This window comes from Lysobacter sp. P5_B9 (assembly GCF_054049835.1).
This window is the reverse complement of sequence record NZ_JBFULP010000007.1, coordinates 125,867-147,784: the sequence shown is the minus strand read 5'-3', so window position 1 is coordinate 147,784 and position 21,918 is coordinate 125,867. Positions and strand designations below refer to the sequence as shown.

Genomic DNA, 21,918 nt, shown 5'->3' with positions numbered 1-21,918 from the left:
CGGCGTTTCTTCGCTGAGGAGTCCGCGATGTCGACTCGAACCTTCTCCCTCTCCCGGCTGGTTCCGCTGCTCACCGCGCTTGCCGTTGCGAGCCCGTTGGCTGCCCAGGCGCAGGAGTCACCCAAGGACGGCGAGACCGTCTTCAGGGAGCCGGCGGCCGTCGTCACGCCGGAAGCCCGCGCCGTGCTCGACCGCATGCAGAACTATCTGAATTCCCTGCAGGCTTTTTCCGTGACCGCGAACGCCTCGCGCGACGAGGTACTCCCCTACGGCTACAAGCTGCAGAACAACGAATCCGCACTCATGGTCGTGCAGCGCCCCAACAAGCTGCGCGTCGATGTCGATGGCGACATCAAGCATCGTTCCTATTACTACGACGGATCCAAGCTCACCATGCTGGTGCCGGAACAGGGTGTGTATGCGCAGGCCGACGCGCCGGGAACCGTCGGCGAAGTGGTCAACGGACTGCTCAACGCCGGCGTCGAAATGCCGTTGATCGATGTCCTCAGACAGGCCTTCAACGGAAGCCTGCTCGAGGGCGTGCGTTATGGGCTCCGGGTCGGCGATTCGACCATCGATGGCGTGGAGACCGACCATCTCGCTTTCCGCCAGTCGACCATCGACTGGCAGCTCTGGGTGGCCAAGAACGGACAGCTCAGAAAACTGCTGATCACCACCCGCTACGAACTGGGCGACCCGCAGTACCAAGTCGTCCTCGACTGGAACACGAAGCCGAAAATCAACTCCACCACGTTCAAATTCGTCCCGCCAAGCGGAGCGAAACAAATACCTTTCTTTGCCCCGCGGGCGTCATCACCTGCGCCGATGACCGAGCGTGACGGGGGATCGCCATGAACATCCTGACTTCCAAGACACTGTCCACCCGATCGCTGCGGCTGGCTGCCATCGCTGCAACGCTGCTCGCGTGCGCCGCGATGATCATTCCGGACAGCGCGGATGCGCGGGGAGGACGCGGTGGCGGTGGCATGCGCGGAGGAGGGATGGGGATGCGTGGCGGCGGAATGGCGCGCAGTTCCGTCAGTGGCGCCAATCGCGCCAGCTCCGGCCGGGGCATGGATTCAAGTCGCGGAAGCGGACGGGTCCAGAACCCGGATCGTCCGGGATCTGGATCTGGATCGCGTCAGCCTCCTGACGGGTCCTCGATGGCGGGTTCGCGCGACCGACCAGGCACGCTGCCATCGGGCGACCGCGGTCCCGGCGACCGCACTCCTGGAAATCGCGGCGACAACGCGAACATCGATCGCGGCAATCTCGGCGACCGCGACGTGGACATCGATCATGACGGCTGGGGCGGCTGGCACGATGTCGATATCGACATAGACGGATCGCGCGGCGACTGGGATATCGATGTCGATATCGACCACCACCACCCGATCGCAGCCGCGGCGGCAATCCTCACGACCGCGGCCATCGCGAGCAATATGTATTACTACTCGTTGCCCTACGGGTGCCCGTGGATGGACCCTTATTACTATTGCGGGGGCATCTACTACCAGGAGCAGATGCAGGGCGACGATGTTGTCTATGTTGTTGTCAATCCGGAGGGGGAGCCGGCGAAGGCGCCTGCCGAGCCCGTGCCTCCGCCCGAGGGAAATCCCCCCCGATAGCGTCAGCCTTATGCCGTGACGCGAGGTGGCAGCGCGAAGCGCAGCGTTGCTCCACGCGAGCCGTTGTTCTCGGCCCAGAGCCGGCCGCCATGCGCCGCGATGATCGAGCGGCACACCGCCAGGCCCAGCCCGACGCCATCCCGCTTGGTGGTCACGAAGGGCTGGAAGATGCGTTCCAGATCGTCCGGTGCGATGCCGTGGCCGCTGTCGGTGAACGAGACCTCGACCCAGCCCTCGCGCGTCAGCTTCGACTGGATGATCAGTTCACGCGGGTTCTCGCTTCCGGTCATGGCGTCACCCGCATTCAACAGCAGGTTGATCAGGACCTGTTGCAGTTGGACGTGATCGCCGGACACCAGGGGAAGGCCCGAAGCAAGGTCGGTATGCGCATGCGCATTGCGATTGAGCAGGTCGCTCCTGGCCAGGCGCAGCACTTCCAGCACCAGGTCGTTGAGATGGAGTGGCTTATGCTCCGCGGCCTGCTTCTTCAGCATCGCGCGCAGGCGGCGGATGACCTCGCCCGCACGCTTGTCGTCGGCCACGATGTCCGCGAGGCTGGCCCTGACCTCGTCCAGGTCCGGCTGCGCGCGGTCCAGGAACCGTTGCGCTGCCTGCGCGTTGCTCAGGATCGCCGCAAGCGGCTGGTTCAGCTCATGTGCCATCGATCCTGAAAGTTCGCCCAGCATGCCCACGCGTGACAGGTGCGCCAGTTCCTCGCGCTGGAGTGCCGCCTCGCGTTCCAGCGCCAGCCGCTCGGTAATGTCGGCCACGGATGCCAGGACGAAGAGACCTTCCGGAGTCGCGATGGGCCTGAGCCCGACGACAACAGGCACCTGGCTGCCATCCTTGCGCAGGCCGTGCAGTTCGCGTCCAACCGCCATGTTTCGTGCCTGGGGTTGGCCCATGAACTGTTCCCGATAGGCGATGTGCGATGCGCGCACGCGGCCCGGTACCAGCGCTTCGACATCCATGCCAATCAGTTCGTGGATGCGATAGCCGAACACGCTGCTGGCCTGGGCGTTTGCCAGGACGATGAGCCCCCCGGTATCGACCATCAGCAACGCGGTAGGCGAGGCTTCGAAGACCATGCGGAAGCGATGCTCGCTTTCGCGCAGCTGCAACTGGCTTCCCTTCAGCGCCACCGTAAGTTGCGACGACCAGACCAGATGCGCGCCCAGGTCGTATGCCATGACCGCGATCATGATCAGCGCGGGAAAATTGAATGTGATCGGCGCGCGCAGCTGACCGAAGTTCACCATCGCGACCAGGCCGGTCATGGCCAGGTAGCACGTCATGATGCCGCCACAGACCATGATTACCCGTCGTTGCTCGCCGGGATCACCACGTCGCAATACTTCGACGATGGCATGCAGGAGGAACGCGAGTACCAGGAGGCGGCAGAGCTGGTCCAGCAAAGCCCAGGGGCTGATGGTTCCCATTGGCACGGCCACGATCCCGCCCAGGAACCCGACATGCGTCAGTGCCTGGATGGAACTGAAATTCAGGTTCGCGCCGGAAAAGAAATTCGGGATGAGGGACAGCCAGCGCAACCCGATGGCCGCATAGGCGAGACGGCGCGACCCCGCGCGAAAGCGTAGCCGGACGTAGCCGACCAGGGCGGTGGCCAGCACGGCGATGAAGACGTTGGCCCATCGCAGCAGCTCGCCATAGTGGGCGGGGCTCGTCGTCCGCATGGCCAGGAGTTCGAGGATGGCGAGCGCCCCGACGGAGGAGGCGGCCAGCGAAAACATCAGATAGGCGTATTCGCGGCGCTGCCCGATCCACAGGAGGAAATAGACCAGCGCGAGCGTCAGACTCGCGGCGCCCATCATGGGCCAGGCGATGTCGATCCAACTCATCCCGGCAACCCCATAGGTGTTGCCCGGAGTCTAGCGGCAAGGCCGGCGGTGGAGGTAGGCCCCGCGGCCGGGGCACGGCGGGGGTGCACGGAAGCTGGATCAGCTCGTTGCCGTGTTCCCTATCACCCATTGGATGGCGTCGAGTAGCGCCTGGTTGTCGGCGGGTTTGTGCAGGAACAACCGGGCGCCCAGTTCGCGGGCGTTCTTGCGGGTGTCGTCATCGTCGCGCGCGGACACCGCGATGACCGGTACCCCGATTCGACGCTCACGCAGCTTGACCAGGATGTCGGTCCCGCTTTGACGCGGCATGGTGAGGTCCAACAGGATCACGGCATTGCCGATATCGCGTATTTCGGCGAGGAAACGCTCGGATTCCGCGTAAGGACGCGGCTCGAGTCCCGCCGCGCGCATCAATCGCGCGAGCGCCGTCCGGACCGAATCATCGTCATCCACGATATAGACGATCAGCTGGTCGGCATGCTCTTCCAACTGCCTGGTTCCCGCTTGGGGTAGCGGGAACCTTAATGCCAACACGTGTCCATCGATATTGGACCTTGATCCCACGTAATCCGGAGACGCATTTACCGGGCAGCTGCCGGTGTCTGGACGGTCCCCCGCGAATCGGCGTTGATGCCGACCAGATCGCATTCGTGGACCAGCTGGGCAACGGAGTGCACCTCCATCTTTGCCATCACGCGGCCGCGATGGACCTTGACCGTCTTCTCGGCGATACCCAGGACGTCGGCGATCTGTTTGTTGAGCCGTCCCGTGAGGACCTGTTCCATCACCTCGCGCTCCCGGGACGACAGCCGCGCCATTCTCGCGTCGATCGATTCGATGTCGTGGCGCCTTTCCAATGCAGCGGCGTGCAGGAGGGTTGCTTCCGAAACCGCCTGCAGCAAGGCGTTTGAATCGATCGGCTTGAGCAGGAAATCCACCGCACCCTTCTTCATGGCAACGACGCTGCTGGCTATGTCGCCCTGGCCGGTAAGGAAGACGATCGGCAGGACGGTGTTGCGTTCCTGGAGCAGGTCCTGCAGTTGCTGCCCACTCATCCCGGGCATGCACAGGTCGAGCACGATGCAACCGATGTCCTCATAGTCAGGCCGCGCCAGGAAAGCCTCGGCGGACGCAAAGGCCTCCGCATTCCAGCCAGCGCTGCGCAGCAGCCGGACAAGCCCCTTCCGGACGGAGGGGTCGTCATCGATGACGAATACGGTGGCGGCGGTCGCTTCCATCGGGGGATCTGTAGCGCCTCGGCCTAGGCTCTGAATCCAACGTCACGCGGTGCGCACAGGGGCCAAGTGTAGGCCTCGAATTCCGCCGGACTAAGTGCCTTCACATTTGCAACGCATGTCGGTTCATCAACGAAGGAAAACCGGCATGCATCTTGCGTGCGGTCAACAACAAGACCAGGCAGGAAGTCTTCACGCGCATGAACGAAGTGCGCAGGTCTGGGTTTCGGCGAAGAGCACGACGCCGCCGTACTTTCATCACTCGTCCGATGAACCCGTTGAGTCGTCAGAGCGTATCCGCGCCAGTTCCGGCGCGCCGCGCTGCCCTGGGTTCCAGCCAGTGCCACACCAGGTACATGGCACCGACGGCGAACGCGCCGGCCAGGCTGAAGTACAGGATGCGCGTCACCCATATTCCCGGCTCACCGGGGCCCGATGTGACCAGGGAGCCGAAAATGCAGAGCATCGCAGTCGTGCCAAACACCAGCGTGGGGACCGACGGACCACCTTCGGCCACGCGCAGGCCGATCAGGAAAGAAACGATGAACGTGATCAGGCCCAGCGTGACCAGCGTCGGATGGATCAGCAATACCCAGAAGGCAACAAGGCCGATCACACCACCGACCGCGTTTGCCCCGATCTTTTTTATTGCATAACTCTGGCTCAGTTGCAGATCGAAGGTCGCGACCATCAAGACCGTGTTGATGAGCACCGCCAGTGCGTGCGCCGGCACGAAAAGAAGAAAAAACAGCATGATCGGAACCACGATGCCGGTCGCGAGAAGTGCGGTCGCCACGGGTGCAGGATTGCGCGCCGGCGGCGCAGCGGGTTTGGGTGCCATCCTGCGCGGCCAGATGGCGTAGACCAGCCAGATCGACAGCATGGCCAGTACCATTCCGCGAACCAGCGCCTGCGGCAGTGCAGCGGCCTGGCTCGGATAGGCCAGCGCCACGACCGGAATCGTGGAAAGGCAGACCAGCAGCAGCGTGGCGGGAAGCGTCGCCGCGGGACCACCGGTCAGCAACGCCAGGAACCCGATGAACAGGAACAGGGTGATCGCGCCGAACAGCACCCACGGCATATCCAGCAAGAGAGTCGACAGCAACCAGGCGAGCGCGGCAGACAGGGTCATCGCCGCGACTATCATCACCCCCAACTTCAGCGGTGGCCGGCCAGGCAGATTGGCCAGCAACGCGCCGGTCAGTATCGCCGTGAGGTATGCCGGCTGCCATGCCATCGCTTCGCAGACGACGAACGATACGCCGATCCCGACCGCAAACCGCAGCGCCGCATGCATACGCTCGACCGCTGCCGCGTCGGCGGGGCCTTTCTCCATTGGCACCGGTCGCGCCATTGGATTACCGCAAGTAGCTCAGCAAGGTGATCGCGCGCATCCATAACCGCGCGATCGGGTTGAAGATGGACCCCTTTTCGGCAAGCACTACGACATTCGCCTGGGCACCGCTGCGGCCGAGCGGCGGCGCGGCTTCGTGGTCGTCCACCGGATCCACGACGATGCGCACGGGGAACTGTTGCGGCTCACGCAGCCAACCGCTCGGCGCCGCGAGATCGGGCAGTTGTCCCGTTGGCACTTCATTCCCCTGGGTCACGCCCCAACCGAGGCTGTCCACGTGCCCTTTGAAGAGGCGGCCGGGAAGCTCGTCGAATGCGACCACCACTTCATCGCCCGGATCGATGTTGCCCAGCTGGTTTTCGCGCATCGCCGCGGTCACCCAGCGTCGGCCGTGCTCGATGAACGTGAGTACCGGCGCGCCACGGCTCACGAACTGTCCGGTCGACAGCCGCAGGTTGGTGATGACGCCGTCAGCCGGTGCCAGCACCGTGGTGTTGTGCAGGTCCAGCTTTGCCTGCTCGACGGCAGCTCGTGCCTGCTTGACCTTGGCGTTGTTGTCCCCGGTTTCGCCGAGTGCGCTGCGCGCGCGCTCCAGTTGGACCTCGGCACGCGTGACGTCGGCGCTTGTGGTGTCCATGGCGGAGCGTGCCCGTATCGCCGTCGTTTCGGACACCGCCTGCTTTTCCCAGAGATTCAGCACGATCTTGCCCAGCTTGTTGTTCGTCGCGAGCTCGATGCGCTGCTTCTCCAGGTCTGCCTTGGCGTAGCTGACATCGAGTTCGGACACGTCCGCGCCCTGGATGGCAACGGCAAGGTTGGCCTCGGCGGTACGCAGCGCGATTTCAAAAGGCTGTGGGTCGATCCGGAACAGCACCTGGCCTTTACGTGTGGGTGCGTTGTCCCTGACCTCAACGGCGATCACCTGGCCGCTCACCTGTGGGGCAACCTGTGCGAACGGTGTGTCCACTGAAGCCTGCGCGGTGTAGGGCGTGAGCCGGTCGGCGATGACGTGGTAGATGAACAACACCAGCAATGCGATCAGCGCAATCTGGATCACCCGGCGCGCGGGATTCGGGGCGGGGGAGGGGGGCGCTTTTTCCCGCGCACCGTTGGAGGCAGCCCCAGCTTCAGCGGGTGCTGTCTTGTCCCCCGGGGTCTCACGCGCGGAAGTCATCATTCATCCTCGTCGGTGCGACGCGGGGCCAGTTCAGGAGCGCGCCCCATGGCCTCATTAACGTGTCTTCTCCGTGCCTGCGGCCGGTGCCGCCGACACAGGCTGGGACGTGGCCATCTCATCCCAGTCGCCTCCCATGGCCCGGTACAACCCCACCATCGCCCGATAGCTGTCGCCCTGCGCACCGCTCAGCGCAAGTTGGGCCGAGAACAGGCTGCGCTCGGTGTCGAGCACTTCGAGGTAGTCGCTGTAGCCATTGTCGTAACGTATGCGCGCCAGCTCGACGCCCCGCAGCAACGCGGTCACGCGTCGGTCGAGCGATGCTTCCACTTCCCGTGTGGTGCGCACCGCGATGAGGAAATCGTCGACATCCCGGAACGCGTTCTGGATCGTCGATTCGTAGACGGCAAGCGCCTGCTCGCGGCGGGCCTCCGCCTGTTGATTCGTGGCCTTGATGCTGCCACCCGCGAACAGCGGCCCCAGCAGTTGCCCGACGAATGACCAGGTACGCGCCGGTCCGGTAAACAACGAGTCGAGGTCGGCGCTGGCAAAGCCGCCCGTACCGGTCAATGAAATGCTGGGGAAGTACAGTGCACGCGCGACGCCAATCCGTGCATTGGCAGCGGCCAGCTGCTGTTCGGCTTGCAGGATGTCGGGCCGGCGCTCCAGCAGCTCCGCGGGCAGGTCTCCCGGTACTGCCGGCATTCCAAGGCTTTTCAGGCTCTGCGCGCGGACGATCGGGCCCGGATTGCGACCGACCAGCACGGACAGTGCATCCTCCTGTTGCGCGATGACCCGCTCCAACTGCGGGATCGCCGCAACCGCACTTTCGTATTCGGCCACCACCTGTTGCATCTCGAAGTCGGAGATCACGCCGCCTTCCAGGCGAGTGCGGAACAGATCCACCGAAGCCTTGCGGCCCGTGACCGTGTCTTCGGACACCTTCAATTGGCGATCGAGGTCGAGCAGGTTGATGTAGCCAACCACGATCGAGGCGACGAGCGTCAACGCGACGCCGCGCCGTGCGTGGTCCGTGGCGAGCAGGTCAGCGCGCGCAGCTTCGGTATCGCGCCTGATCCGGCCCCAGAGATCCAGTTCCCAACTTGCCGACAACCCGGCGCTGTAGCTTTCGCTGATCGGATCGACACCGGATGGAAATGGAGTTGCCCCACGCGTACTTGCACGCTGGCGGCTGGCGCTTGCCCCGTAGCCGACCTGGGGATAGGCCTCCCCATGCACGGCGGCGAGGCGCGCGGCGAATTCATCGACCCGCGCCACCGCGACGCGAAGGTCGCGATTGTTGGCGAGGCCCTCACGCACCAGCGAATCGAGCGCTTCGTCATGGAAGCCCTGCCACCAGGGAGCGACATCGGCCAGGGTTGAGATCGTCGGTGCCTCCGCCCCCTGGAAGCGGTAGGCGCCCGGCGCATCGATCGTCGGTCGCACGTAATCCGGGCCCAGGACGCAACCGGTGCCGGCACACGCGAGGAACGCGATTGCAGCGGCCGGTGCCAAGCGCAGGCTATCAATGCGAATCACGTTCAGATCGCTCCAGTCCGAACCTGGCGACAAGCTGCGAAGGGAGACAGAACGTCGCCGGGCGATGCTTCATGCGCCTTTGATAGAACGCGGCAAAGGGCGTGCCATGGCCACGCCGCGAGGCGCGTGGATTAACAATTGCCTGTGGGGCTCACGGGGCAGGGGGCAGGGGCCCATTTCCAGCACCGTAGCCCGAGCCTGACCGGCTTCCAATTGGCCGTTGGACCAACGCGGCTGCCGCTCAAGGCGGGAGGTGCGGAAACTCACAGGCCGCAGCGGTGGTGTGCCAACGGTGGGGTTCCGCGGTTCGCAGCGCGCGCCCTTGCAAACCGCTTTTCGGTATCCTCGGCCTCGGCGCCACAGGGGGAGCCGTGATGGAAATACTGGTCGCAATACTTCATATCGTCGGGGCAGTTATCGCCACGATAGTGCTCGGCACCACGCTTTTTCTTGTGGGTGCATGGGTGCAAAGCCGAAGTACTAAGCGCGAGCTAGAAGAAGCATCGTTGTTTCTTGAAGTACCACTGGGCGATCTTGAAGAAGATGATCCCGCTTTGCGCCCAAAGATAATTCACTACGCAGCATCAAAGTTTAGTAACGAGTTGTTCCGCAATCGCATTTCAGATCTTCTCGGCACAGTGCTAACCGCATGGAATTGGGTTGGCCTGGCCGCTGAAATAGTGGTTCTAGCTTGGGTTGCGTGGATCGCGTTTTCCGATAGCGCAGGTCACGCTATCTATGCTTGGACCATAATCGTGGTCGCGCTATTCGTTTCGTTGGTTAGTGCCGCGGTCGTTTTTGCCTGCAGAGTTCTCACTGGGCGTTATCCGGGTCAAGCGCGCCAAGTTCGAAAGCAGCTTGCCAGCACGATCAACTCTCCGCAGATCATCTAGCACTCGTCCGCCGGACCTACGTCGGGAAGCCAAACACGCACCAGGTCACGGCCATGGTGGCGGCTATGTCACTTCGCATAATGCCTATTATGTAAACATCTGCGACTGACTGTGCGCGCAGCACCAACGGTCTAGCCGCCGGCTAGCTCATTTGCCACCTTCATTAGTTGTTCTCCCCGCAGGAGTTGTTCTCAACGTACGAACACGGAGTTTCCACTTCTGGGCTATGCACGCGGCGGCCGAGATGACAGCTTCGAGGTGGAGCATGATCGCTGCCACAATAAGTGATCGGTCATGTTAAAGAGGCCTGCAACGCCACGAACTGACGCCTGGGGAGTGTCCGACCCTCTAATGCGTCGATTCCTCGCAGGCCTGTGCATAGGGATTGCCATAGGCATCGCCATCGGCAAGCTAGTTGCCTAGCCTAGAAGTCACTTGATGACGAATCCAGAGAACGACGCCGCCCAAGGGCGGCCTCCAAGGTAAAGCGGTCCCCGCCTTCGCGGCGCAACGATCATGTCCTGGCAGACTGATGCTGACCGGGTCCGGCGACTTCCGGGCTGCTCCGTTCGTATCCGTCCGGATTCAGCGACTGCCAGTGCCAGGCGTCTCGGCACATCTCATCGATGTCGAATCGGGCCCGCCAGCCGAGCAGTTGGTTTGCCAATGAAGGGTCGGCATAGACCTGGGCCGCGTCGCCCGGGCGCCGCGCCACGATCTCGTACGGGATGTGGCAACCGGATGCCCGTTCGAACGCGTGCACGAGCTCAAGCACGCTCACGCCACGGCCGGTACCCAGGTTGACGGTGAGGTTGGCATCCGAACGCATGACGTACTCCAGCGCGTCCACGTGGGCCCGGGCCAGGTCCACGACATGGATGTAGTCCCGGATCCCCGTGCCGTCCGGCGTCGGGTAATCGCCGCCAAAGATGCTTAGCTTGCTGCGACGCCCTGCGGCGACCTGGCAGATGTAGGGCATCAGGTTGTTCGGGACGCCCGTGGGATCCTCGCCGATGAGGCCCGAAGGATGCGCGCCCACCGGATTGAAATAGCGCAGGTTGGCGGCGCGGAAAGAAGAGCATGCACGACACAGGTCGCCGATCAGCTGTTCCATGATCAGCTTGGTGCGGCCATAGGGATTCATCGCGTCCAGCCGCGAGTGCTCGGCGACCGGCACGCGCTCCGGATCGCCGTAGACCGTGGCCGACGAGCTGAACACCAGTCGTTCCACGGATGCCTCCTGCATGGCCTGCAGGAGATTGATTGTGCCGCCGATGTTGTTGTCGAAGTACTCCAGCGGCTTGGCGCAGGATTCGCCTACGGCCTTCATCGCGGCGAAATGCATCACGGCATGGAACCGGTGCCGGGCGAACAGCCGCGCCACGGCGGTCCTGTTGCGAAGGTCCACCCGCACGCACTCCACCGGGGTACCCATGATGCGCTGCAGGCGCAGCAGCACGCGCGGTGAGCTGTTCGTGAAATTGTCGGCGATGACGACCCGGTGCCCCTGTTCCGCCAGGGCGACGCAGGTGTGGCTGCCGATGTAGCCGGCGCCGCCGCACACGAGGATGCACATCGGTGCCTGCTCCGCCATCTGCATCTGCCTCGCTCTGTCCCGTTTCCAAAGAGAACGCGGAATGGCCGCGTGGGCGTCCAGGCTGGAACGCCCCCTCCCCTCACCCCCTGCTTTCCCTGCCCTACCCCCGGACCTTGTCCTCGGCATCACACGATTGGCGTTAGCAATTGGAGCACTGCCGCCTTCACGCGCGGATCAACCAGGACGTCGACCCAGAGGGGAGGTCTGCTTGGCAAGTAATGCCCCGTTGGCCACGTTGGACCAGGCCCGCATCGCAATCCTTGGACTCGGTTACGTCGGCCTGCCGCTCGCCGCGGCCTTCGGCAAGCGTTACCCGACCGTCGGATTCGACATCGACGCGGCGCGGGTGTCCGAACTCAAGAGCCACCACGACCACACCCGGGAAGTCACGGCCGACAACCTTCGTGAGGCGGCGCTGCTGGAATTCAGCAGCGATCCGTCGGCGCTGGCCGGCTGCAACGTTTTCATCGTGACGGTGCCCACGCCGATCGACGAGTACAAACGCCCCGACCTGCATCCGCTCGAATCAGCGAGCCGCACGGTCGGGCGTGCGATCGGACGCGGCGGCATCGTGGTCTATGAATCGACCGTCTATCCCGGTGCGACCGAGGAGATCTGCGTTCCCATCGTCGAACGCGAATCGGGACTGGCGTTCAACCGCGATTTTTATGCGGGTTACAGCCCCGAGCGCATCAATCCCGGCGACCCGAAGCATCGCCTGGAAACCATCATGAAGGTCACGTCCGGCTCGACACCGGTAGCGGCCGAGTTCGTGGACGGCCTCTACGGCAGCATCATCACCGCCGGGACCCACAAGGCATCCAGCATCCGCGTGGCCGAAGCGGCCAAGGTCATCGAAAACATCCAGCGCGACGTCAACATCGCCCTGATCAACGAACTGGCCCTGATCTTCCATCGGCTCGGCATCGATACGCACGAGGTGCTCGAAGCGGCCGGCACCAAGTGGAACTTCCTGCCTTTCCGCCCCGGTCTCGTCGGCGGGCACTGCATCGGCGTCGATCCCTATTACCTCACCCACAAGGCGCAGCAGATCGGCTACCACCCGGACATGATCCTTGCCGGGCGCCGGATCAACGACGGCATGGGCAGCCATGTCGCGCGCCGGGTGGTCAAGCTCATGCGCCAGCGAAACCAGGACATGACCCGTGCGCGCATCCTTATCCTGGGCCTGGCCTTCAAGGAAAACTGTCCGGACCTGCGCAACACCAAGGTCGTCGACATCATTCGCGAACTGCATTGCTACAACGCCAAGGTCGACGTCCACGACCCCTGGGTCAACGTCGAACATGCGCGTGCGGAATACGGCGTGGACCTGATCGCCGAGCCCGCGACCGGCCAATACGACGCGGTGGTGCTCGCCGTGGCGCATGGCGAATTCGTCGCCATGGGTGCGGATCGGATCCGAAGCCTCGGAACGCCCGGAGCGGTCCTGTTCGACGTCAAGCGCGCCTTGCCACGCGCCAGCGTCGACGGATGCCTGTAGCCATATGCGCGTGCTCGTCACCGGTGCGGCAGGTTTCATCGGCGCCAAGCTGAGCGAAGTGCTGCTCGCGCGCGGCGATGAGGTGCTGGGCTTCGACGATCTCAATGCCTACTACGATCCGCGCCTGAAACAGGCACGACTCGCGCGTCTGCTCCCGCATGCCAACTTCCAGTTCACGCGCGGCTCCCTCGAGGATCGCGTGGCGCTGGACGGCGCCTTCGCCGCGTTCGAACCGCAGCGCGTGGTCAACCTGGCGGCGCAGGCTGGCGTGCGCTACTCGCTCGACAATCCGCAGGCCTATGTCGACAGCAATGTCGTCGGCTTCCTGAACATCCTGGAAGCCTGTCGCCACCGCCACACCGAACACCTGGTGTATGCGTCGTCCAGTTCCGTGTACGGCGCCAACCGCAAGCTTCCCTTCTCGGTCGACGACAGCGTCGATCATCCGGTCAGCATGTATGCCGCGACGAAGAAGGCCAACGAACTGATGGCGCATACCTACAGCCATCTGTTCGGGCTTCCGACCACCGGTCTGCGCTTCTTTACCGTTTACGGCCCATGGGGCCGGCCGGACATGGCGCTGTTCCTGTTTACCCGCAGGATCCTCGCCGGCGAGCCGATCGACGTCTTCAACCACGGGCGCCACAGCCGGGATTTCACCTACATCGACGACATCGTCGAAGGCGTCGTCCGCACGCTCGACCGGATCCCGGCCCCCGACCCGCACCACGACCCGAAGGCGCCCACGCCGGCGAGCTCGAATGCGCCCTATCGGGTCTACAACATCGGCAACCACCAGCCGGTGGAGCTGCTGCGCTACATCGAGGTCCTGGAACGCTGTCTGGGACGCAAGGCCGAACGGCGGTTGCTGCCCATGCAGCCGGGCGACGTGCCCGACACATGGGCCGACGTCGAGGCCCTGCGCCGGGATGTCGGCTACTCGCCCTCCACCCCGATCGAGGTCGGGGTGGCGCGATTCGTCGACTGGTACCGCGAATATCACGGGGTATGAGGAATGACCTCCTCCCCTGATCAGGTGGCCGGGAGCATTCGCCCTCGGCGTTGTTCAAGAGGGGTCTATTGGAGAATCGCCATGCAACTTGCATCAGCCCTTCGGGCTTTCGGCCTGTCCCTCCTGCTAGCGGGTTGCGCCACCTCGGCCAACCTCTCTTCAGGCACCCCGCCCGCCCCCGCCCCTGCCGACGACTACCAGATCGGTGTCGACGACATGGTCCAGGTGTCGGTCTGGCGCAATCCGGAGCTGGGTATCACCGCCCCGGTACGCCCCGACGGGAAGATCTCGGTTCCGCTGGTCGGCGACGTCGTCGCCGGTGGCCGGACTCCCGACGAGGTCGCCAAGGACCTGCAGACCAAGCTGGGTGCCTATGTGCGCGAGCCGCAGGTCACCGTCATCCTCACCGAGCTGCGCAGCCACGAATACCTGTCCCGCGTCCGGGTCACCGGTGCCGTGCGCACGCCGGTTTCGATTCCGTACCGCCAGGGCATGACCGTGCTGGACGCCGTGCTCGCCGCCGGTGGTGTTACCGAGTTCGCCGCTCCTGACCATTCCAGCCTGCACCGCAAGACTGGTAATGGCGCGCAGGCCTACGGCGTGCAACTGGGCAACATCCTCGAGAACGGCGACCTCAGCACCAACTACAAGGTCGCCCCGGGCGACGTGATCACCGTGCCGGAGCGCGTACTGTGAACAATGCATACAGGCAACCTGCCTTGCCTGGTCCCGCAGCCGACCGCCTGCCGGCGTTCGCGATGCTGTCCCTCGCACGCAAGGAATTCCGCCGCTATCTCCTGCCGTTCGCCACCATCTTCGCAGGCATAGCGCTTTTCTTCCTCGCCTGGGGATTGCTCAACCCGCCGACCTACAAGTCGTCGGCGACGGTGCTGGTCCAGGACAACACTCCCATCGCCCCGCTGATGGAAGGACGCACCGCGGCGCCCAGCGAAGCCGCGCGCGCAACCATCTCGCGCGACGTGCTCTTCGGCCACCGCGTCATGGACGAAGTCCTGAAGGCGGGCGGTTGGGATAACGAGAGTCTCAGCCCGGCAGAAAAGGAAAAGCTGGTCGACACCATCACCGGGAATACCGAAGTCCTGGTGACCGAGCGCACCCAGGTGCGCTCGACGGATCCGAAGCTGAGCCTGGTCAAGATCACCTACGCGGATTCCGATCCCAAGCGCGCCTACGCTGTTGCCAAGCGTTTCTCGGAAGCCTTGATCGAGCAGGTGCTCGAGTCCAGGGCACAGGCCAGCCAATCCGCCTATCAGTTCATCGATGCACAGGTCGAGAAATACCAGGTGGCGCTCGGCGAGGCGGACAAGAAACTGCAGGACTATCGCAGCGTCAATCCGGATGCGGTGCCAGGCGTGGATACCGACGTGGGCGCACGCATCGGGGAACTGCGCCGGGCCGCCGACAACGCCAGCATGGACCTCGCGGACGTCGGTGCCCAGGAGCACCAACTGATGGGCATGCTTTCCCGCGAAAGCCAGATCACCACGATCTCGCGCTCCACGCAGGCCAATGCACAACTGGGCGCACTGCAGGCTGAAGAAAGCCGACTGCTGCTCAGCTACACGGACCAGCATCCGGATGTAGTCCGGGTACGCAACCAGATCCGCGAACTGCAGGGGCAGGTGCGAGGCGGCCGCATGCGCGGATCCGTCCTGCCAGGCTCGAGCCCGACGATGAATCCGGTTTACGAGCAGCTTCGGACACAACTGGCTGAAGTACGGCGCCAGGGTGCCGCGGCGGCCTCGCGCGTCGCCACCGCCCAGGCCCTGCTGCGTGACGAGCTTGAACGCAGCCGCAGGATCATCGGCTCCGAAGGAATGGTTTCGGCGCTGACCCGTGCGCATGACGTCAACAAGGAAATGTACGAAGACCTGCTCAAGCGGCGCGAAAACGCCCGTGTTTCGATGAGCCTGGATGCGGACGGACGCAGCCTTGGTTTCCAGATCCAGGAACCCGCATCGATCCCGGCGATACCGACTGGCCTGCGCCTGATGCATTTCGCGGTGGCCGGCATTTCGGTCGCAATACTGATCCCGCTGCTGCTCCTGTCGATGCTGGTCAAGCATGATCCCCGCGTGCGACTCCCATTGCAGATCGAACGCGATTCCGGCCTGCCGGTGTTGGGAACCATCCCGCTGCACCTCACGCATGATCAATTCGAACAGCGCAACAAGCGAACCAGGCTGGGATCGGCCCTGTTCGTCGCCGTGCCGCTGATTTATGGATTGGTGCTCATGCTGAAACTGGTGGACGTCTTATGAATGACTTCAACCACTCGACTGTGAATGCCATGGACAAGATGACTGATGCCGGACATCGAAGCGTCGCGCGGAGAAACGAATCCACCTCGCTGACGCCTGCCCAGTTGGCAGAACGCTCCATCATTCCTTACGTGGATGGAGCCAACAGGCAACTGGTGGACTCGTTCAGGGAGCTGCGCACGCGATTGCTGGCGACCTCGAACGACAACTTCATCACCCTGATCGCGCCGGTCACCGACGGATGCGGGGGGAGCTTTGTCGCCCGCAACCTCGCGCTCGCGATGACGTTCGACCAGTCCAAGAACGCGCTGCTGATCGATTGCAACCTGCGCCATCCAACCCAGGACACATCGATGAAGATCGATACGTCCCGCGGCGGACTGATCAACTATCTCGAGGATCCGGAGGCCGAGGTCGAATCCATGCTGTACAGCACCGGCATCCCGCGCCTGAAGCTGATTCCGGCGGGCCGCTCGTCCTACGGCGAGATGGAGGCTGAATATTTCTCGTCGTTCCGCATGCGCCTGCTGCTGGATTCCCTGCGCAGCAGTTATTCGGACCGTTACATCTTCCTGGACAGCCCGCCGACCCTGGGCGCACCCGATGCGCGCATGTTGTCGGAACTGGCGGACGTGGTGATTCTCGTTGCAGGTTACGCACAAAACACCCCGGCCGATATCGCCGCGGCTGCGGCCAACTTCGATCCCCGCAAGTTCGCCGGCGTGGTCTTCAATGAAAACGCCTGAGCGCCGCAACGGCCGCCCATCCCTGTCCCGGGTGCATGTGCGCCCGACGGCCTTGTGCGTTGCAATCCTGGCCGCTGCGTTCAGCGATGGCGCGGACGCGGCACGCCTCAACTACCGGCTGGAAGGCCTTGGGCTCCACAGCGACAACATCAATCTCAGCGAAAGCGACGAACAGGCCGAGACCGTGTTCGCACCCCGCCTCGCGTTCGATTTCAAGGAGGAAGGCGCGTCGGTCGAAATCCAGGCGCGCGGAGAAATCGAACGGCGCTTCTACAGCGGCAATGCATTCGACGACGAAACCCGCAGTGGCTTCGCCGGTCAGCTCAACTGGTCGCTGTTTCCCGAGCGCCTGAACCTGGTCGTCGAGGACTACCTCAGCGAAGAGCCGATCAACTTCCGCGACGGGCGATTTCCCGGCAACCTGCAACAGGTGAACGTCTTCGTCGCGGGGCCGACTTTCTTCGCCCGCTTCGGCGATACCACGCGCTTGAAACTCGACGTTCGCGGCGCCGACACCTATGCCGAGGAGACGGCCGGGTTCGACAGCAAGCGCTATGGCGCGGCCGCGGCGCTGGAGCACGATATCCGTAGCACGTCGAAGGTCTCGCTCAACCTGGCGTATACGAACGTCGACTTCGACGATTCGGATCCGGCGATTGCGATCGACTACGACCGGGAGGACGCCTTCGTCCGATACAACGGCAAGCTGCGCAATATCGACTATGAACTGGACGGGGGCTATTCGCGCCTGAAGCGCGATCTGGCCAGCGATGAATCGACCGCCATCGGCCGGGCCACCGTCCAATGGCATCCCGACCCGCACAACCGGCTGAGCTTCCGCGCGCGCCATCAGTTCGCCGACGCGGTCCAGGACATCGTCCTCCGGCTGAGGGACTCCGACGAGGTGCTGATCCCCGACCTGATGGCACCGTCGGACTCGCTCGTGACGTCCGGGACCTATCGCCAGAACTACTACGACCTCGATTACCGCTTTTCCGGAGAACGCTTCGGCTTCCGCGCCCGCCCGCTATACAGAAAGTTGCGCTACGTCGACCCGGGGAACAGCGATCGCACCGAGCGCGCCCTGGTGTTCCAGGCCAGTTACCGCCTTCGCCCGAGGATGACCGTAATGCTCGACGGCGCCGAGCGCCGGCGTGAATTCCTGACGCAGGACGAAACCGACCGCGACCACGTCTATGGCCTGGCCATGGAGTATCAGCTGACCAGGCATTGGGGCTGGCGGGCCGACGTTTTCAAGAACGACCGCAGCTCGGATGTACCCGAGGCGCGTTACAAGGAAAACGCGGTGCAATTCAAGGTCTGGTGGCAGCGCTGACATCGGAGCCGGCGAAATGTTAGAGGCACTGCTCTGGAGCGCGATCTTCCTGCTGGGGTACATCTACGTGGGTTATCCGGTCCTGGCGATCGCGATCGCCCGTATCTGGCCACGCCCCGCACGCAAGGGCGCCATCTCTTCCGCGGTCACGGTGATCATCACCGCGTTCAACGAAGAAAAGCACATCGAACAGAAGATCCGGAACGTCCTGGAACTCGACTATCCGAACGACCTGGTCGACATCATCGTCGCGTCGGATGCATCGAGCGATGCCACGGACCAGATCGTGCTCGCCTTCAATGCCACGAATGTACGCCTGCTGCGGGTGGAGGGACGCCTGGGCAAGACCGCCTGCCAGAACGCCGCTGCCGCGGCCGCTTCAGGGAACATCCTGGTTTTCACCGATGCCACGACCTTGATCGAGACGGACGCCCTGCGGGCGATCTGCGGCAATTTCCATGATTCTTCGGTGGGCTGCGTGGCCGGTCGCCTCACGTATGTCGCGAACCAGGACGATGCAACCGGCAATGGCGGCACGTCCTACTGGAACTACGAAATCATGCTGCGGATGGCGGAGGGCTCGCTGGGCTCGCTGATCGGGGTCTCCGGCTGCCTGTATGCCGTGCGACGCAGCGCCTATCGCGCCATCGCCCCTGAACTGATCAGCGATTTCGTCATTGCGATGGTGGTGCGGGAACAAGGGCTGCGCACGATTCTCGAGCCGGACGCGATCTGTTACGAAGAAACCCTCGACCACCCCGATCGCGAACTTTCCATGCGCGTGCGCGTTGGCATGCGCAGCCTGGCCGCGCTTGCCAGCCAGAAGCAGTTCCTGAATCCGTTCCGCTACGGTGTATTTGCCTGGCAGCTGTGGTCGCACAAGCTGCTGCGATACCTGTCGCCGGTGTTCTGGACGGTCGCGTTACTGGCGAACGTGGCGCTGGCACTCCAAGGACGCTATCTGTGGCTGTTGACGATGCAGCTGGTGCTGCTGCTGTCGGGACTGCTCGGATTCGCGTCGCTGCGTGCATTCGGGACGTCGCGCCTGCTCGCCCAACCGTATTACTTCCTGCTGACCAACCTCGCGTCCGCCGTCAGCCTGTTCCGGTTCCTGCGCGGTGAACGGGTCGTGACATGGACTCCGTTACGCTAGAACGGCGCGCTGTATCGGCAGCCAGCGATGGATGACTGGCCGTGGATGGCGCCCCGCGACGTTTTTCCCTAGAGCGGGATTGGATCAATGCGAATGCAGTCGACGGAGAACAACTACGCTGCCGGTCCGGATGGCGTCCCGGCCCCGGCGCCGCAAGCGTCATGGGCGGAGTCGCTGGCCCCGGTGGATCCCTCCCCGCAGCGCATCCTGTATGTGGTCTCGCAGTTTCCGAGCCTGTCGGAGACCTTCATCGTCCGCGAAATCCAGGCCCTGATCGATCGCGGCGTGGATGTCCGCGTGCTGTCGCTGAAACAGCCAAGGGAAAACATCGTCCAACCGCAAGCGGAAGCATTGCTCGCTCGCGTCATGCATCCAGCGAGTGGCCTGCAAACGCTCGGCGCGGCATTCGCCACCTTGCTGCACCGGCCGTCGGAGAGCCTGACCTTCCTCGCAATCATGTTGCGCGAGCTGTGGCGCCGGCCTGCTGCACTCGCCAAGAGCATGGCGGCGATCTTCCGCGCGCTGGGCCGCATCGATGAGATCGGCGCGTTCTCCCCGCAGCTCCTGCATGCCTCCTGGGCAACCTACCCAGCGACGGTGGCGTGGTTCCTGTCGCGGGTACTCGAAGTGCCCTACAGCTTCACCAGTCGTGCGCACGACATCTTCATCGAAGACCACATGATGGCTGGCAAGCTGCAGAGTGCCGCGCTCGCCGTGACCATCACCGAACACAACGTCCGCTTCATGGAGCGCTGGATGCCGGCACCGGGCGCGATCCCCGTGCACGTCATCCACTCGTCGCTCAACCTTGCCGAACTTCCGTACGTTCGCACCGGACGTGATCCGCGGAAGCTGCTCTCCGTCGGCCGGCTGGTTCCGATGAAGGGCTTCGACATCCTGCTCAAGGCGCTGGCGGAGCTGCGCGATCGCGGCACCGAATTCCGCTGCACGGTCATCGGCGAAGGCCCCGAGCGGACACGGTTGGAAAACATGCGCAGTGCACTTGGCCTCGACGCGCTCGTGGAATTCCCGGGAGCGATGCCCCAAGGCGAGGTCACCCGGCACATGACCGACTCGTCACTGATGGTCCTGCCTTGCGTCGTTGCCCCCAATGGGCAGTCCGACGGGATCCCCAATGTCCTGATGGAATCAATGGCAACCGGGCTACCCGTCATCAGCACACGGATATCCGGAATTCCCGAACTGGTCGAGGACGGCGTCAGTGGACGCCTGGTCGCGGCAGGCGACGTGGGAGCCCTGGCCAATGCGGTACAGGCGCTGCTCGACGCGCCCCTTCAACGCGAGTCCTTTGCCGAGGCCGGGCGGCGCAAGGTTGAACGTGATTTCGACGTGCGCATCGAGGCCGGACGGTTGCTCAAACACTTCAGGGCGCTGTGCCATGCATGATCGGCGGCGCGTGCTCGTGGTGATCGACAGCATGGAAGTTGGCGGCAGCCAGCGCCAGGTCCAACACTTGCTGGACGGACTGGACAGGCAGCATTGGGAGCCGGAGCTCGCCTACTTCCGCAGCGACTCGTTCCTGGTCGATGCCATTCGCGCAAGCGGCATCACCGTGCATTACCTGCCCAAGCGCGGTCGTCTCGACCTGCGTTTCCTTGCCTCCTACGCCCGCCTGCTGCGCGAGAGGAACTATGCGCTCGTGCATGCCTATTCGTTGACGGCCGAGCTGTGGACCCTGCCGGCGCGATTCCTGTCCGGCCTGCGCCCGGTGCTGGTGGCGTCCGAACGCAGTTCGGTACGGGACGATCGGCCGGCGTGGTACTGGTGGCTCAAACGCATCGTGCTCGGCCGCAGCGCGGCAGTCATCGCCAATTCCGAAGCAGGCGCGCACTCGACAGCGCAACGTACGCGAATGCCGGCGTCGCTGTTCACCACCATCGCCAACGACGTCGGCCTGCCCACGCCGGTCTCCACCGAAGACAAAGCCGCCATGCGCCAATCCATTGGCGCGCCGGAAGGAGATCTTTTTGGTCTCTTCGTCGGGCGGCTGGTTCCGGTGAAGAACCTGGAATGCCTGGTCCGCGCGCTCGCGATGCTCTCGCCCGCACAACGGCCCTGGCTGGCGCTGGCTGGCGATGGCCCCTTGCGCGACGAGATAGCCCAGCTTGCTGCAGACCATGGCGTGGCTTCGCGCCTGCGCTTCCTTGGCGAACGACCAGATGCCACGCAGTTGATGCAGGCAGCGGACTTCCTGGTGCTGCCTTCCCATTTCGAGGGCTTGTCCAACGCATTGCTCGAAGCCATGGCCGCCGGTTGCCCGGTGATCGCTTCGGCGGTCGGCGGGAGTGTCGAACTGATCGAGCATGGACGCACTGGCCTGTTGTTCCCGAGCGACGATCCCGGCGCGTTCGCCACCCTGATCGCGCGCATGGCCGATCCAGACCTGCGCACGAGGCTCGCGCAGGCGGGCAGGCAGCACGTGGAACAGCACCACAGCCAGGCCGCGCTCGTCGCCGGAACGACGGCGGTCTACGAGCGTTGTCTCTGTAAAGCGGATCCGGCGGGAGTTCGCACGCTGGCACACGCGGAACCAGGGCCGACGAAATGAACGCAGGCTGCCGACGCAACGCCAGCCCACCCAATGC

Annotated in this window: 19 protein-coding genes; 12 read left to right on the top strand and 7 right to left on the bottom strand. The window is 63.9% G+C overall.

Annotated elements, in window-relative coordinates; genetic code table 11:
- The first annotated feature begins 27 nt into the window (after window positions 1–27).
- Complete coding sequence (locus ACXJJ9_RS14395; RefSeq protein ID WP_457097824.1) at window positions 28–855, top strand: DUF2092 domain-containing protein; 828 nt, start codon at window positions 28–30, stop codon at window positions 853–855.
- Window positions 852–1,628 carry a hypothetical protein gene (locus ACXJJ9_RS14390; RefSeq protein WP_457097823.1) on the top strand — a complete coding sequence of 259 codons (777 nt, stop codon included), beginning with the start codon at window positions 852–854 and terminating at the stop codon, window positions 1,626–1,628. The genes ACXJJ9_RS14395 and ACXJJ9_RS14390 overlap by 4 nt, the downstream gene beginning before the upstream one ends.
- A gap of 8 nt (window positions 1,629–1,636) precedes the next feature.
- Here the strand turns inward: ACXJJ9_RS14390 and ACXJJ9_RS14385 are convergent, their stop codons facing one another.
- The 6 genes from ACXJJ9_RS14385 to ACXJJ9_RS14360 all read right to left on the bottom strand — a co-directional run bounded on the left by ACXJJ9_RS14385 (window position 1,637) and on the right by ACXJJ9_RS14360 (window position 8,789).
- Window positions 1,637–3,487: a sensor histidine kinase gene (locus tag ACXJJ9_RS14385; RefSeq protein WP_457097822.1), complete on the bottom strand. Its 1,851-nt coding sequence runs from the start codon at window positions 3,485–3,487 to the stop codon at window positions 1,637–1,639.
- A 99-nt stretch (window positions 3,488–3,586) separates the two neighbouring features.
- Window positions 3,587–3,976, bottom strand: a complete 390-nt coding sequence (locus ACXJJ9_RS14380) for a response regulator transcription factor (protein ID WP_457097821.1) — start codon at window positions 3,974–3,976, stop codon at window positions 3,587–3,589.
- 92 nt (window positions 3,977–4,068) lie between these two features.
- On the bottom strand, window positions 4,069–4,725 hold the full coding sequence (locus tag ACXJJ9_RS14375; protein WP_457097820.1) for a response regulator transcription factor: 657 nt from the start codon (window positions 4,723–4,725) through the stop codon (window positions 4,069–4,071).
- Between the two features lie 283 nt (window positions 4,726–5,008).
- Window positions 5,009–6,076, bottom strand: coding sequence for a DUF2955 domain-containing protein (locus ACXJJ9_RS14370; RefSeq protein ID WP_457097819.1), 1,068 nt, complete (start codon window positions 6,074–6,076; stop codon window positions 5,009–5,011).
- Between the two features lie 4 nt (window positions 6,077–6,080).
- The gene (locus tag ACXJJ9_RS14365; RefSeq protein WP_457097818.1) at window positions 6,081–7,133 is read right to left on the bottom strand and encodes an HlyD family secretion protein; all 1,053 of its coding nucleotides are present in this window, start codon (window positions 7,131–7,133) and stop codon (window positions 6,081–6,083) included.
- 174 nt (window positions 7,134–7,307) lie between these two features.
- On the bottom strand, window positions 7,308–8,789 hold the full coding sequence (locus ACXJJ9_RS14360) for an efflux transporter outer membrane subunit (protein ID WP_457097817.1): 1,482 nt from the start codon (window positions 8,787–8,789) through the stop codon (window positions 7,308–7,310).
- A gap of 374 nt (window positions 8,790–9,163) precedes the next feature.
- On the opposite strand from ACXJJ9_RS14360, the gene ACXJJ9_RS14355 reads away from it, so the two are divergent.
- Window positions 9,164–9,682, top strand: coding sequence for a hypothetical protein (locus ACXJJ9_RS14355; RefSeq protein ID WP_457097816.1), 519 nt, complete (start codon window positions 9,164–9,166; stop codon window positions 9,680–9,682).
- A gap of 514 nt (window positions 9,683–10,196) precedes the next feature.
- Here the strand turns inward: ACXJJ9_RS14355 and galE are convergent.
- Window positions 10,197–11,258 carry a UDP-glucose 4-epimerase GalE gene (galE, locus tag ACXJJ9_RS14350; RefSeq protein WP_457097815.1) on the bottom strand — a complete coding sequence of 354 codons (1,062 nt, stop codon included), beginning with the start codon at window positions 11,256–11,258 and terminating at the stop codon, window positions 10,197–10,199.
- A gap of 247 nt (window positions 11,259–11,505) precedes the next feature.
- On the opposite strand from galE, the gene ACXJJ9_RS14345 reads away from it, so the two are divergent.
- The 9 genes from ACXJJ9_RS14345 to ACXJJ9_RS14305 all read left to right on the top strand — a co-directional run bounded on the left by ACXJJ9_RS14345 (window position 11,506) and on the right by ACXJJ9_RS14305 (window position 21,881).
- Window positions 11,506–12,783, top strand: coding sequence for a nucleotide sugar dehydrogenase (locus ACXJJ9_RS14345; RefSeq protein ID WP_457097869.1), 1,278 nt, complete (start codon window positions 11,506–11,508; stop codon window positions 12,781–12,783).
- 4 nt (window positions 12,784–12,787) lie between these two features.
- The gene (locus tag ACXJJ9_RS14340; protein ID WP_457097814.1) at window positions 12,788–13,795 is read left to right on the top strand and encodes an NAD-dependent epimerase; all 1,008 of its coding nucleotides are present in this window, start codon (window positions 12,788–12,790) and stop codon (window positions 13,793–13,795) included.
- Between the two features lie 81 nt (window positions 13,796–13,876).
- Window positions 13,877–14,491 carry an XrtA/PEP-CTERM system exopolysaccharide export protein gene (locus ACXJJ9_RS14335; RefSeq protein WP_457097813.1) on the top strand — a complete coding sequence of 205 codons (615 nt, stop codon included), beginning with the start codon at window positions 13,877–13,879 and terminating at the stop codon, window positions 14,489–14,491.
- Window positions 14,492–14,514: 23 nt separating this feature from the next.
- The gene (locus ACXJJ9_RS14330) at window positions 14,515–16,077 is read left to right on the top strand and encodes an XrtA system polysaccharide chain length determinant (RefSeq protein WP_457097812.1); all 1,563 of its coding nucleotides are present in this window, start codon (window positions 14,515–14,517) and stop codon (window positions 16,075–16,077) included.
- Between the two features lie 29 nt (window positions 16,078–16,106).
- Window positions 16,107–16,823: a polysaccharide biosynthesis protein gene (locus tag ACXJJ9_RS14325; protein ID WP_457097811.1), complete on the top strand. Its 717-nt coding sequence runs from the start codon at window positions 16,107–16,109 to the stop codon at window positions 16,821–16,823.
- On the top strand, window positions 16,810–18,159 hold the full coding sequence (locus ACXJJ9_RS14320; protein WP_457097810.1) for an outer membrane beta-barrel protein: 1,350 nt from the start codon (window positions 16,810–16,812) through the stop codon (window positions 18,157–18,159). The genes ACXJJ9_RS14325 and ACXJJ9_RS14320 overlap by 14 nt, the downstream gene beginning before the upstream one ends.
- Window positions 18,160–18,175: 16 nt before the next feature.
- Window positions 18,176–19,312, top strand: coding sequence for a glycosyltransferase family 2 protein (locus ACXJJ9_RS14315; protein WP_457097809.1), 1,137 nt, complete (start codon window positions 18,176–18,178; stop codon window positions 19,310–19,312).
- Window positions 19,313–19,399: 87 nt separating this feature from the next.
- Window positions 19,400–20,719 carry a glycosyltransferase gene (locus ACXJJ9_RS14310; RefSeq protein WP_457097808.1) on the top strand — a complete coding sequence of 440 codons (1,320 nt, stop codon included), beginning with the start codon at window positions 19,400–19,402 and terminating at the stop codon, window positions 20,717–20,719.
- On the top strand, window positions 20,712–21,881 hold the full coding sequence (locus tag ACXJJ9_RS14305; protein ID WP_457097807.1) for a glycosyltransferase: 1,170 nt from the start codon (window positions 20,712–20,714) through the stop codon (window positions 21,879–21,881). The genes ACXJJ9_RS14310 and ACXJJ9_RS14305 overlap by 8 nt, the downstream gene beginning before the upstream one ends.
- Window positions 21,882–21,918: the final 37 nt, after the last annotated feature.